The organism is Pseudomonas sp. MCal1 (assembly GCF_026341415.1).
Lineage (GTDB): Bacteria > Pseudomonadota > Gammaproteobacteria > Pseudomonadales > Pseudomonadaceae > Aquipseudomonas.
Map to the genome: position 1 here is coordinate 244,462 of NZ_JAKUMP010000005.1, position 13,205 is coordinate 257,666.

General features: G+C 62.6%; 13 protein-coding genes. 8 read left to right on the forward strand and 5 right to left on the reverse strand.

Annotation, left to right across the window (positions count from 1 at the left end; all coding sequences use genetic code 11):
- The first annotated feature begins 6 nt into the window (after positions 1 to 6).
- On the forward strand, positions 7 to 1,248 hold the full coding sequence (locus tag MKZ87_RS11090; RefSeq protein ID WP_234204538.1) for a transporter associated domain-containing protein: 1,242 nt from the start codon (positions 7 to 9) through the stop codon (positions 1,246 to 1,248).
- Between the two features lie 235 nt (positions 1,249 to 1,483).
- Positions 1,484 to 2,800, forward strand: a complete 1,317-nt coding sequence (locus MKZ87_RS11095) for an MFS transporter (RefSeq protein ID WP_085697262.1) — start codon at positions 1,484 to 1,486, stop codon at positions 2,798 to 2,800.
- 118 nt (positions 2,801 to 2,918) lie between these two features.
- Here the strand turns inward: MKZ87_RS11095 and purT are convergent, their stop codons facing one another.
- The 5 genes from purT to MKZ87_RS11120 form a co-directional block, all read right to left on the reverse strand.
- Positions 2,919 to 4,100 carry a formate-dependent phosphoribosylglycinamide formyltransferase gene (purT, locus tag MKZ87_RS11100; protein ID WP_085697261.1) on the reverse strand — a complete coding sequence of 394 codons (1,182 nt, stop codon included), beginning with the start codon at positions 4,098 to 4,100 and terminating at the stop codon, positions 2,919 to 2,921.
- A 100-nt stretch (positions 4,101 to 4,200) separates the two neighbouring features.
- A complete protein-coding gene (locus MKZ87_RS11105; protein ID WP_234204537.1) occupies positions 4,201 to 4,668 on the reverse strand; it encodes a preQ0 transporter in 468 nt (155 codons plus the stop codon).
- Positions 4,669 to 4,732: 64 nt separating this feature from the next.
- Entirely contained in the window at positions 4,733 to 4,948 is a 216-nt protein-coding gene (locus MKZ87_RS11110) for a DUF1289 domain-containing protein (RefSeq protein ID WP_085697259.1), read from the reverse strand.
- A complete protein-coding gene (locus MKZ87_RS11115) occupies positions 4,945 to 5,469 on the reverse strand; it encodes a gamma carbonic anhydrase family protein (RefSeq protein ID WP_085702543.1) in 525 nt (174 codons plus the stop codon). The genes MKZ87_RS11110 and MKZ87_RS11115 overlap by 4 nt, the downstream gene beginning before the upstream one ends.
- Positions 5,470 to 5,516: 47 nt before the next feature.
- Positions 5,517 to 6,116, reverse strand: a complete 600-nt coding sequence (locus tag MKZ87_RS11120; protein WP_085697257.1) for a CoA pyrophosphatase — start codon at positions 6,114 to 6,116, stop codon at positions 5,517 to 5,519.
- 147 nt (positions 6,117 to 6,263) lie between these two features.
- On the opposite strand from MKZ87_RS11120, the gene MKZ87_RS11125 reads away from it, so the two are divergent.
- The 6 genes from MKZ87_RS11125 to ptsP all read left to right on the forward strand — a co-directional run bounded on the left by MKZ87_RS11125 (position 6,264) and on the right by ptsP (position 13,184).
- Positions 6,264 to 6,815, forward strand: a complete 552-nt coding sequence (locus tag MKZ87_RS11125; RefSeq protein WP_085697256.1) for an NUDIX hydrolase — start codon at positions 6,264 to 6,266, stop codon at positions 6,813 to 6,815.
- A 102-nt stretch (positions 6,816 to 6,917) separates the two neighbouring features.
- Complete coding sequence (locus MKZ87_RS11130) at positions 6,918 to 7,433, forward strand: L,D-transpeptidase family protein (RefSeq protein ID WP_007954614.1); 516 nt, start codon at positions 6,918 to 6,920, stop codon at positions 7,431 to 7,433.
- Positions 7,434 to 7,763: 330 nt separating this feature from the next.
- Complete coding sequence (locus MKZ87_RS11135; protein WP_085697255.1) at positions 7,764 to 8,495, forward strand: GntR family transcriptional regulator; 732 nt, start codon at positions 7,764 to 7,766, stop codon at positions 8,493 to 8,495.
- A gap of 30 nt (positions 8,496 to 8,525) precedes the next feature.
- Complete coding sequence (nagA, locus tag MKZ87_RS11140) at positions 8,526 to 9,632, forward strand: N-acetylglucosamine-6-phosphate deacetylase (RefSeq protein WP_085697254.1); 1,107 nt, start codon at positions 8,526 to 8,528, stop codon at positions 9,630 to 9,632.
- The gene (locus MKZ87_RS11145) at positions 9,625 to 10,635 is read left to right on the forward strand and encodes an SIS domain-containing protein (protein WP_266200915.1); all 1,011 of its coding nucleotides are present in this window, start codon (positions 9,625 to 9,627) and stop codon (positions 10,633 to 10,635) included. Before nagA ends, MKZ87_RS11145 begins: the two co-directional genes overlap by 8 nt.
- A gap of 35 nt (positions 10,636 to 10,670) precedes the next feature.
- Positions 10,671 to 13,184 carry a phosphoenolpyruvate--protein phosphotransferase gene (gene ptsP / locus MKZ87_RS11150; RefSeq protein WP_266200885.1) on the forward strand — a complete coding sequence of 838 codons (2,514 nt, stop codon included), beginning with the start codon at positions 10,671 to 10,673 and terminating at the stop codon, positions 13,182 to 13,184.
- Positions 13,185 to 13,205: the final 21 nt, after the last annotated feature.

Consider the following 13,205-nt stretch of genomic DNA (forward strand, 5'->3'; position numbering starts at 1 on the left):
GTATAAATGGACGGTTTGCCCATAGGGCCGATGCTCGCGGTATTTGTCCTGCTGATTCTCTGGTCGGGGCTGTTTACCGCCGTCGAAGCGGCGCAGCAGCACCTGCTTGCGCAACGCACCGCATCCCGCGCCAGCGACAAGCCGCTGGCAAAGCTCAGCTTCCCGCTCGACAGCCTGATCCTCTGCAACACCCTGTGCCGCGCCCTCGCCGTCATTCTTGCCACACTGCTGGCAATCTTTCTCTGTGAAGAAAACGGCCCCTGGGCGGCTTGCCTTGGCGCCGGCGCCCTGCTGTTGGTCTTTGCCGATTATTTCCCCCGCGCGCTCGCCCAACGATACCCCGACGCGGTGTTGTCGTTTGGCAATACGCTGCTGGCAGTACCGCTGAAGGGGGTTTACCCGCTTGCGTGGCTGCTCGGCCGCATCAGTGGCTTGCTGATGCGCCCGTTCATCCGCAAGGCCCAGATGGTGCAACAGAGCGAAGACGATGTGCCGACTGAGCATCATGACGATCCGGATCATCCGGTACGCCCGCATCCGATCTCAGGCATCCATGCGCTGGACAACATCACGGTCAACGACATTCTGGTACCGCGCAGCGATGTCGACGGCATCAACCTCGACGATCCGCTTGAAGAAATAATCGAGCAATTGCGCAAGAACCGGCGCACTCGCCTGCCGGTGTTTCACAGCGATATCAATCAGGTCGAAGCCGTACTCAACACCCGGCAGATCCGTCACCTGCTCGACAACGGCAGCCTGACCCGCGAAGCGTTGCTGGCGGCCAGTTACGAGCCGTACTTCGTTCCCGAAAGCACCCCGCTGCAACTGCAACTGCTGAACTTCCACAAGCAGCAGCGGCGCCTGGGCATGGTGGTGGACGAGTACGGCGAAGTGCTGGGGATTGTCACCCTGGAAGACATTCTCGAAGAGATCGTCGGCGAATTTGAAAGCGAGCACAGCCTCGACAACCCGCACATCCACCCGCAAGCCGATGGCCGCATGGTGATCGATGGGGCGGCGTCGATCCGCGAACTGAACAAATGCCTGGGCTGGCACCTGCCCAGCGACGGCCCCCGGACCCTCAACGGTCTGGTGACCGAGGCGCTGGAAACCATTCCGGAAAGCGCGGTGTGCCTGAAGATCGGCCGCTATCGCCTGGAGATTCTCGAAACCGAGGAGAACCGGGTGAGCAAGGTCCTGATCTGGCACACCACTTCGGCACCGGCGCTGGCCACGGCCCGCTAGCCAGCCCCTTGTTCAATCGTTAGCCACCTTCCTATAATCGCGAGGCTTACCCAAGCCCCGCCGAACCGCGTGCTTACCCCGCACCCGACCCGTTCCGGCCGGTTCACCGGCAATATCCGCATCACACCGACGACTGCTCCTACCTGAAGCAGCGATCGCGCCTCATCCCACATCCCTGGGTGCTCGACCATAATAATTCGCTCCAACGGAGCTCATGACTGTCAGGGATCACCGCATGACGACCAGTACTGCTTACAGCGACACCGCGCCGACCCAACCGGCCAACTCCGCCACCCGCGTGGCCACCGCGAGCTTCATCGGCACGGCCATCGAGTTCTACGATTTCTACGTCTACGCCACCGCCGCTGCGCTGGTGATCGGGCCGGTATTTTTCCCTCAGACTTCCGGCACGGCGCAGATGCTCTCGGCATTCCTGACCTTCGGCATCGCCTTCCTCGCCCGACCTTTGGGCTCGGCGCTGTTCGGCCATTTCGGTGACCGGATCGGGCGCAAATCGACCTTGGTCGCTTCGCTGCTGCTGATGGGCGTCTGCACCACGCTGATCGGCGTTCTGCCGGGCTACGACAGCATCGGGGCCTGGGCGCCGATCCTGCTTTGTGTGCTGCGCTTCGGCCAAGGCCTGGGATTGGGTGGTGAATGGGGCGGCGCGGCGCTGCTGGCGACCGAGAATGCCCCGAAAGGCAAGCGGGCGTGGTTCGGCATGTTCCCGCAACTCGGGCCTTCGATTGGCTTTCTGGCCGCCAACGGCCTGTTCCTGACGCTGGCCATGACGCTCAATGACGAACAGTTTCGCAGCTGGGGCTGGCGGATTCCGTTTCTGCTGAGCGCCGTGCTGGTGATGGTCGGGCTGTACGTGCGCCTCAAGCTCCACGAAACTCCGGTGTTCGCCAATGCCATCGCCCGCCAGGAGCGAGTGAAAGTGCCGCTGGTCGAGCTGTTCAGCCAGTACTGGGCACCCACCCTGCTGGGCGCCGCCGCCATGGTGGTGTGTTACGCACTGTTCTACATCTCGACGGTGTTTTCCCTGAGTTACGGCGTATCCACGCTGGGTTACAGCCGCGAGACCTTCCTCGGACTGCTGTGCTTCGCGGTGCTGTTCATGGCGGCCGCGACGCCGTTGTCGGCGTGGGCCAGTGACCGCTACGGGCGCAAGCCGGTGCTGATCATCGGTGGTGTGCTGGCGATTCTGTCCGGTTTTCTGATGGAGCCGTTGCTGACTCAGGGCTCGACCTGGGGCGTGGCGCTGTTCCTGTGCATCGAGCTGTTCCTGATGGGCGTGACATTCGCCCCGATGGGCGCGCTGCTGCCGGAGCTGTTTCCGACGCACGTGCGGTACACCGGCGCATCGGCGGCCTACAACCTCGGCGGTATCGTCGGAGCCTCGGCGGCGCCGTTCTTCGCGCAGAAACTGGTGGCGATGGGTGGTTTGAGTTACGTCGGCGGGTATGTATCGGGGGCGGCGGTGCTCAGCCTGATCGCTGTGCTGTGCCTGAAGGAAACGCGCAATAACGATTTGAATCAGGTTGCCTGATCTTAGATCAAAAGCTTCGCGAGCAAGCTCGCTCCCACATTGTCCGTGCCATACACATAATTTGTGAGTACCGCCGAACTTGTGGGAGCGAGCTTGCTCGCGATGGATGTGACTCGGTTTACAGCTCTACAACAACAGCCTGGGAAGCACGGGTCGCCTTGGCACGAGCGGCTTCAATCGACTCGTCACGGGCCAGTGCAACACCCATGCGGCGCTGGCCGTTGACCTCAGGCTTGCCGAACAGACGCAGCGCGGTATCCGGTTCACTCAGTGCCGCGCCGAGGTTGGCGAATGCGGTCTGGGTCGACTGACCTTCCACCAGAATCACTGCCGAAGCCGATGGGCCGAACTGACGGATCAGCGGTACCGGCAGACCGAGGATCGCCCGGGCGTGCAGGGCGAACTGCGACAGGTCCTGGGAAATCAGGGTCACCAGACCGGTGTCATGTGGACGCGGCGAGACTTCGCTGAACCACACTTGATCGCCCTTGATGAACAACTCGACGCCGAACAGGCCACGGCCGCCCAACGCTTCGGTCACGGCTTTGGCAACGCGCTCGGATTCAGCCAGTGCGATTGGGCTCATGGCCTGTGGCTGCCAGGATTCCTGATAGTCGCCCTTCTCCTGACGGTGGCCGACCGGCGCACAGAACGTGGTGCCACCGACATGACGCACGGTCAGCAGAGTGATTTCGTAGTCGAAATCGATGAAGCCTTCGATGATCACGCGACCTTTACCGGCGCGACCGCCCTCTTGTGCGTAATCCCAGGCCTTCTGCACGTCATCGGCGCTGCGCAGCAGGCTCTGGCCCTTGCCCGACGAACTCATCACCGGTTTGACGACGCACGGGAAACCCAGGTCCTGAACGGCTTTGCTGTAGTCCTCGAAGGTGTCGGCGAAGTGGTATGGCGAAGTCGGCAGATCCAGTTCTTCGGCGGCCAGACGACGGATGCCTTCGCGGTTCATGGTCAGTTGCGCGGCGCGAGCAGTCGGGATCACGGTGAAGCCTTCGGCTTCCAGCTCCACCAGGGTGGCGGTGGCGATAGCTTCGATTTCCGGCACGATGAAGTGCGGCTTCTCGGCTTCGATCACTGCACGCAGGGCGGCACCGTCGAGCATGTTGATCACGTGGCTGCGATGGGCAACCTGCATGGCCGGCGCATTGGCGTAGCGGTCGACGGCAATCACTTCAACGCCCAGGCGTTGCAGCTCGATCACCACTTCCTTGCCCAACTCACCACAGCCACACAGCAATACGCGGGTCGCGGTCGGCGACAATGGAGTTCCGATACGGGTCATCTCAGGTCCTCAAAGAAGCGGATCATCGAGGAAAGCAACGCCAGACGCGCTTTCCATGGGGAGAAAGCGCGGCATTTTACATGAACCTGAGGGTTTGGCTTCAGCCGGCGACAGCCTGTTTGCGTTCACGCCAGGCCATGATCAGCCAGACGGCGGTGACACCGGCGAACTTCGAGGCCAATGCAGTGATGAGCACTGGCGGTGTCAGCAGGTCGATCATGCCGAAGAAGATGAAGGTGTCGAGGGGAATGCTCAGCGCCGAGCTGATCCACAACCGGTCACGCAGCGGGCGCCTGGTGACGGTGAATACCAGCCAGTCGATGCACTCCGAGACCGCGAATGCCGTGGCACTGGCCAACGCGATCGACGGATCGGACGTGACATAGGACAGCACCAGCGCCGCCAGCATCGCCAGGATCGCGCCGTGGCCGAACCGGATCTGCACCATGTCGCGCAAGACGAAAACCAGCCCGCCCCATGCCGACCAGATGATGTCCAGGTGCGGTGCGGTGGAGAAGGCAAAGTTGATCAGCACGACGCTGCTGATGTAGGTGATGAGGAAAATCATGGGCGTGACCTGTCAAATTGGCGCACAGGTTACTTCAGCCCTTCGATGACGCCAATCAAATCGATTATTGCCCTGGCGTTTTGCCGATCATCCAGACCAGCCCGCTCGCCTTCGCCCGCTCATGACACAACCCCAGCACCGCCCGCCGCTCGTCGTTGGTCATCCGGCTCCAGCGGGTGATCTCCTCGACCGTGCGCTGGCAACCGGTGCAAATGTCGTCTTCGTCCAGCGCGCAAATGCTCACGCACGGCGAGGCGACGGGTCTTTCCGGGGTTGTCATTCTTCCTGCTCGACCAGATCGCGCGCATAGCGCTGTGAGTTATGCACATAGTGCGCGGCGCTGGCCTCGAGCATCTTCTTCTGCGGCTCGGTGAGTTCGCGCACCACCTTGCCTGGCGAGCCCATCACCAGTGAACCGTCAGGAATTTCCTTGCCTTCGCCAATCAGCGCGTTGGCGCCGATGATGCAGTTCTTGCCGATTTTCGCGCCGTTGAGGATGACCGCGTTGATGCCGATCAGGCTGTAGTCGCCGACCGTGCAACCGTGAAGCATGGCATTGTGGCCGATGGTCACGCCGGTGCCGATGGTCAGCGGATAGCCCATGTCGGTGTGCATCACCGTGCCGTCCTGCACGTTGCTGTTCTTGCCGATCAGGATCAGTTCGTTGTCGCCGCGCAACACGGCGTTGAACCAGACGTTGGCGCCTTCTTCCAGTCTGACCTTGCCCACCAGCACGGCATTGGGGGCGACCCAGCTCTGCGGATGGGTTTCGACACGGGCGTCGCCCAGGCGGTATTTCATCTTGTTTTCCTCAGGGCTCACGATGGCTGGCCATTCGAACGATGGCTTCAGGTATTGATAAAGCTTTTTGGCGGCTCATGCAGGCTGATTCTGGCGTCATAGAGCAGGTTGATCAACTCGACAATCATGATCGCCGTCAACCCCCAGATCTTGTATTCGCCGAAACGATAGCTCGGCACGTACCAACTGCGACCCTGATAGTCGATGCGGTGGGTATGTTCGCGCGGATCCTTGCGGAAGAACTCCAGCGGCACACTGAACACCGCAGCAATCTCGGCATCATTGGCCTGGTATTCGACAAAGTCGGGAATCACCCCGACATACGGCGTGACCTTGATGCCGTGCAGGGAAATCAGCGGGCTGAGCGGACCGATCACTTCGACCAGTCCCGGTGGCAGGCCGATTTCCTCTTCGGCTTCGCGCAGGGCGGTGAACGTCAGGTCCGGGTCTTCCGGATCCCGTCGCCCACCGGGGAAGGCGACTTCGCCGCCGTGGGTCGAGAGCCCGCTGGCGCGCAGGGTGAGGACAAGTTCGGGTTCGTCACTGCGAGTAATCGGCACCAGGACAGCGGCCTCGGGGAAACGCGTGTCGGTCTCCAGCGTGCGCGGCGTGTGATTGCTTACCCGGTGCAGTAGCTCGTCCAGCATAAGTGTTCTCGATCGGTGCCTTGCCCTGCATCATGCACCAATCATTGCGACCGCCCAAGCCCCGGACGGGCGTCATGTCGCGAAACGACAACTTGCCGACTGACACCGCTGCACGCCAAGATAGGCGCAGCATTCAGGAACCCCAGCATGAAATTTTGCAGCCAGTGCGGCAACCCGGTGACCCAGCGCATTCCCGAAGGCGACTCGCGGCTGCGATTTGTCTGCGGCAGCTGTCAGACGATTCACTACCAGAACCCCAATATCGTGGCCGGTTGCGTGCCGACCTGGGGCAGCAAAGTCCTGCTGTGTCGCCGCGCCATCGAGCCACGACTCGGTTACTGGACGTTGCCCGCCGGGTTCATGGAGAACGGCGAAACCATCGAGCAGGCCGCCATCCGCGAAACCGCCGAGGAAGCCTGCGCCCGGGTACGCAACCTGAGCATCTATACCCTGATCGACGTGCCGCACATCAGTCAGGTGCATGTGTTTTTCCGCGCCGAGCTGGCGGATCTGGACTTCGCCGCCGGCCCTGAAAGCCTGGAAGTGCAACTGTTCGACGAGGAAGACATTCCCTGGGACGAGCTGGCTTTTCGCACGGTGGGCCGTACCCTGGAATGCTTCTTCGCCGACCGGCGCGTCGAGGTCTATCCGGTTCGTTCCGAATCGATCCCGCCGCTCGCGCAACCGGCCATCACTTGATTTCGACGGCGGCCGGCCGATAACCGGCTAACGCAGCCCGCGACAGCGACTGCACACTCTCTATAAATAAAGTATCTGCTTCATATCTGGGGAATCGTTTCAATGCGCTGGTTGCTTGCCCTGTTCTGCCTGTCGTTCGTCACCGTCTCCCAAGCGTCATTCGTGACCACCGTGACGCCTTCAAACACCCCGCTCATCGAAAAAGTACTGGTGCTCAAATCGGCCCATCAACTGCAGTTGATCGCCGACGGCAAGCCACTCAAGAGCTATCGCATTTCCCTGGGCAAAGGCGCGAAAAAGGGTCCGAAGCTGATTGAGGGCGACAAACGCACGCCGGAAGGTTTCTATTGGATCGACTGGCGCAAGACCAGCGACAAATTCAACCTGTCGATGCACATCTCCTACCCGAACATCAGCGACTCCGCCCGCGCCCGTCGCGAAGGCGTCGAGCCTGGCGGGATGATCATGATCCACGGTACGCCGGACTCCGAGGACAACCCCGAGCAACTGTTCCACACCCTGGACTGGACCGACGGCTGCATCGCCATGCGCAACGTCGACATGCGCGAAGTCTGGAACCTGGTGCCGGACGGCACGATGATCGAAATCCGCCCTTGAGTCTGTGACCGGAGCGCTTGCGCTCTGAGGGCCGCAAAGCGGCCCTATCTCCCGACCATTGGTCGCTCGCAAAAAATAAATCAAAAAGATCGCAGCCTGCGGCAACGTCTGAACGGTGATACCACTTTCACCCGCCAGAACTGCCGCAGACTGCGATCTTTTGCTTTGCCGCCCCCACCTCTAATACCACTTGAAACCACCCATCCTCAAACACCCGAACCCAAAGGACTACAGGCGTTTCCGACGCGTTGACATGGTATGCAAGTGGTATTAGTTTTCGCCGCACTACCGAGCGACAACAATCCTATATCAGCGCCGGAAATGCCTTACATGAACGACCTCCACGCCCTACGCCCAGACGACTCCCAGCCGACGCCGCTGTACCTGCAACTGGCGCGCAACCTGGAAGCGGCGATCCATGCAGGCCAGTGGAAAGCCGAACAGGCAATGCCCTCGGAGCGCAATCTGAGCGAGATGCTGGGGATTTCCCGGGTCACCGCCCGCAAGGCGCTGGAAGTCCTGCTCGATCAGGGTTTGATCCGACGCCTGCAAGGCTCCGGCACCTTCATCACACCGCGCCTTGAACAACCGCTGTCGCGCCTGTCGGGTTTCAGCGAGATGCTGCGTCTCAAGGGCTTCGTACCCAGCTCGCAATGGCTTGAGCGGGAAATCTCCCTGCCCACCCACGAAGAACTGATCCGACTCGGTCTGTCGCCGAACGACAAGGTCGCGCGCATGAAACGCCTGCGCAAAGCCGATGACACGGTGATGGCCATCGAGATGAGCACCCTGCCCGCCTCGATCATGCCCAAGCCACAGGTGGTGGGCGATTCCCTCTACGAACACCTCGACAGCATCGGCAAACCGATCGTGCGCGCGTTGCAGCACATCCAGGCGATCAACGCCTCGGACGAGTTCGCCGCGCTGGTCGGCATCGCTCCCGGCACCGCGATGCTGCTGATGACCCGGGTCGGCTATCTGGAAGACAACACGCCGATCGAAGTCACCGACACCTATTGCCGCAACGACTACTACGACTTTGTTGCAGAGCTTCGCCGCTGATCAGCAGCCAGGCCAAACGAGAGAAGCGAAATGTCTGAAGACAACATCCTCACCGCTGACGGCTGGGTTCGCGGCCGGCTGATCCACGAACACGGCAGAGTCGTGTCGATCGAAGGCGAGCCTTGCGATCCGGCGACCAATGACTTGCCGTATCTGCTGCCGGGTTTCATCGATCTGCACGTCCACGGCGGTGGCGGCAAGGACATCATGGAAGGTGCCAGCGCGTTCGAAACCATCACCAGGACCCACGTGCGCTTCGGTACCACCTCGCTGTTGGCCACTACCATGACCGCGCCGAGTGTCGAGATTGCCAGTGTGCTCAAGGAAGTCGGCGAATTCTGCGAGCAGCGTCCGAAAGGCGCCGCACGGGTGCTCGGCGTTCACCTTGAAGGTCCGTACATCAATCCCGGCAAACTCGGCGCCCAACCGAACTTCGCCCACACCGCGTTGATGGCCGAAGTTGAAGAGTATCTGGCACTCGCGCCGATTCGGGTGATCACTATCGCCCCGGAAATCGCCGGCCATGACGGTTTGATTCGTGAGTTGAGCAGCCGTGGCATCCGCATGCAGATCGGCCACACCCTCGGCAGTTACGAGGAAGGCGTCGCCGCGCTCGAAGCCGGCGCCACCAGCTTCACGCATTTGTACAACGCCATGAGCCCGCTGCACCACCGCGAGCCGGGCATCGTCGGCGCGGCACTGGCCCACGCCAAATTCGCCGAACTGATTCCGGACTTGCTGCACGTACACCCCGGCGCGATCCGCGTCGCCCTGCGCTCGATTCCGTGCCTGTACTGCGTGACCGATTCGACCGCCGCCGCCGGCATGCCCGACGGCGAGTACAAGCTCGGCAGCCACACCGTCACCAAATGCCTGGGCGGCGTGCGCCTGCCCGACGGCACCTTGGCCGGCAGCACCCTGACCATGGATCAGGCCCTGCGCAATCTGGTGAAGATCGGTCTGCCGATCGCCGAGGCCTCGCAACGTCTTTCGCAATTCCCCGCCGACTACCTCGGCATCACCGAACGCGGACGCCTGCAACCCGGCGCCTGGGCCGACTGCGTGCGGCTGGATCGCTCACTCACACTGACCGCCGTCATGGTCGAAGGAGAAGACATTGACTTCAAAAATGCTTGAGGAGGCGCTGTCCTCGTTCGAGGCCGTGCAAGCCCAACTGCAACAACTCGATCCGCACATGATCGAGATCGCCGGGCGCCTGCGTCGTCAGCCGCCGCAAGTGGCAATGACCGTTGCCCGTGGCAGTTCCGACCATGCGGCGAGCTACTTCGCCTACCTGACCATGCAGCAACTTGGCGTACCGGTGGCGTCGTTGCCGATGTCGGTGGTGACCATGCAGCAGGCGCCGCTGAAGGTCAGCGGTCAGGTCGCGTTCGCGTTTTCCCAGTCGGGCCAGAGCCCGGACCTGGTCAACAGCCTGCGCCTGCTGCGCAAGCGCGGTGCCCTGAGCGTGTCGATGGTCAACGCCGCCGATTCGCCGCTGGAAGCTGCCTGTGAATTCAGCCTGCCGTTGCTGGCCGGCACCGAAAGCAGCGTCGCCGCGACCAAGAGCTTCATCGCTACCCTCAGCGCCAGCGCCCGTCTGATCGCGCACTGGAAAGAAGACAGCGAATTGCTGGAAGCGCACAACGCCCTGCCCGAAGGCCTGCGCGAAGCCGCGCAACAGAACTGGAGCCTGGCCATCGACGCCCTGCGCGATTGCGAGCGGTTGATGGTGATCGGCCGTGGCGCCGGTTTCGCCATCGCTCAGGAAGCCGCACTGAAATTCAAGGAAACCTCGGCGATCCAGGCCGAAGCCTTCAGCAGCGCCGAAGTCCGTCACGGCCCGATGGCCCTGATCGACGAACATTACCCGCTGCTGGTGTTCGCCCCGCGTGGTGCCGAACAGGCCGGCCTGCTGAGCCTGGCGGCCGAAATGCGCCAGCGCGGCGCCCGCGTGCTGTTGGCCGCGCCGGATGATGTCAGCGAACGCGACCTGACCTTGAGCCGTGCCGAGCACCCGGCGCTCGATCCGATCCTGGCGATCCAGAGTTTCTACGTGATGGCGGCCGGTCTGGCCGTGGCCCGTGGCATGGACCCGGATCAGCCGCGACACCTGAGCAAAGTCACCCGTACGCACTGAGTCCGAACCGAACGTTTTCCTGATGAGACCGAGCCATGCACAACAACAATAAAGAGCTGACTTTAAGCGCCCCGCTCAGCGGCCCGGTGCTCACGCTCGCCAAAGTCCCGGACGCGGTGTTCGCCAGCGGCGCGATGGGCGACGGCATTGCCATCGATCCGCTGAACGATACCTTGTATTCGCCCTGCGCCGGCGTGGTGATCCACGTCGCCCGCACCGGCCACGCACTGACCGTGCGCGCTGACAACGGCGCCGAGCTGTTGTTGCACCTCGGCCTGGACACGGTGGAGTTGCAGGGCGAAGGGTTCTCGATGCTGGTCAAGGAAGGCGCGCGGGTCAGCAGTGGCCAGCCGTTGTTGCGCTATGACCTGGACAAGGTCGGCCGCCAGTGCAAAAGCCTGGTCAGCCTGTTAATCCTGACCAACAGCCAGGATTTCCAGGCGCGCCCCATTACGCTGAAAACGGTGAAGGTCGGTGAACCGCTGCTGCACATCGTCGCTCGTCGCAGCGTTGCGGCGAACATCGAAGAACCTGGCGGCCCGGAAGTTCACGGTCACGTGCGGATCGCCCATCGCGGTGGTCTGCATGCACGCCCGGCGGCGTTGATCCGCCAGACAGCGCAAGGTTTCAAGAGCCAGTCGCAGCTGCATTTCGCCGGCAAATCGGCGCCGTGCAACAGCCTCATCGGTTTGATGGGCCTGGCGATTGGCGAGCAGGACGAAGTGCAGGTCAGTTGCCAGGGCCCCGACGCACAGGCGGCGTTGCAAGCCTTGCTCACCGCATTGGCCACCGCCCTGCCCGAAGATCATCATGCCGCCGCGCCGGTTGCCTCCGCCCCACGCAATCGTCCGGCCGAGGCTGGCGTGTTGCACGGTGTTTGCGCCGCACCGGGCCTGGTCGGCGGGCCGCTGTTTCGCTTGAACGCGATCAGCCTGCCAGCCGACAGCGGCAATCATCAGCCCGAGCAACAGTTGCAGATTCTCGACACCGCGCTGAATCAGGTTCGCAGCGAAATCAACAGCACCCTCGCCCAGGCGAAAAAACAGCGTAATGCCGACGAAGAAGCGATTTTCGCCGCGCACCTGGCCTTGCTGGAAGACCCGGCCCTGCTCGACGCTGCGCAGCAATCAATTGAAACCGGCACGGCGGCGACCCACGCCTGGAGCCAATCCATCGACGCGCAATGCGAGGTACTGCAAAACACCGGCAGCCCGCTGCTGGCCGAGCGCGCCAACGATCTGCGCGACCTCAGGCAACGGGTGCTGCGCGCGCTGCTTGGCGAAGCCTGGCACTACGACGTGCCGGCCGGCGCCATTGTCGCCGCCCACGAACTGACGCCGTCGGACTTGCTGCAACTGAGCGCGCAAGGTGTAGCGGGCTTGTGCATGGCTGAAGGTGGTGCGACTTCCCACGTGGCGATTCTGGCCCGAGGCAAAGGCCTGCCGTGCATGGTTGCACTGGGCTCGGCGCTGCTCGACCAAGCACAAGGCCAATCGGTGGTCCTCGACGCCGACGGCGGTCGCCTCGAACTGACGCCGAATGCCGAGCGTCTGGCCGAGGTCCAACAAGCGCAAATCGACCGACAGCAACGGCGCAATGCCCAGCAAGCCAAAGCCCATCTGCCCGCCGAAACCCGCAACGGCGTCGCTATCGAAGTGGTCGCCAACGTCGCCTCCAGCCATGAAGCGGCGGATGCATTTGCCAACGGCGCCGATGGCGTCGGCCTGCTGCGTACCGAGTTCCTGTTCGTCGACCGCCACACTGCACCGGATGTCGAAGAGCAACGCGCCGCCTATCAAGCCGTGATCGATGCCATGGGCGACAAGTCGGTAATCATCCGCACCATCGACGTCGGCGGCGACAAACAACTCGACTACCTGCCACTGCCGGTCGAAGCCAACCCGGTGCTCGGTCTGCGCGGTATTCGTCTGGCCCAGGCCCGCCCGGAAATCCTCGATCAGCAACTGCGCGCCCTGCTGCAAGTCAGCCCGTTGCAGCGCTGCCGGATCCTGTTGCCGATGGTGACCGAAGTCGACGAACTGCTGCACATCCGCCAGCGGGTCGATGCGCTGTGTCTGGAGCTGGGCATCAATCAACGTCCGGAAATCGGCGTGATGATCGAAGTTCCGGCCGCTGCGCTGCAGGCTGAACAACTGGCCGAGCACGCGGACTTCCTGTCCATCGGCACCAACGACCTGTCGCAATACACCCTGGCCATGGACCGCGACCACGCCGGCCTCGCCGCACGGGTCGATGCCTTGCACCCGGCGCTGCTGCGCCTGATCGCCATGACCTGCGACGGCGCGGCGCTGCATAAACGCTGGGTCGGCGTGTGCGGCGCCCTCGCCTCGGATCCGCTGGCGACGCCGGTGTTGATCGGCCTGGGCGTGACCGAACTGTCGGTGAGCCCGGTACAGATCGGCGAAATCAAGGACCGCGTGCGCCAGTTGCACGAAGCCGAATGCCAACGCCTCGCCCGGGACTTGCTCAAGCTGAGCAGCGCCGCCGCGGTGCGGCATGCCTGTCATCAACACTGGCCTCTGCGCTAACAAAAACAACAAGGACAAACG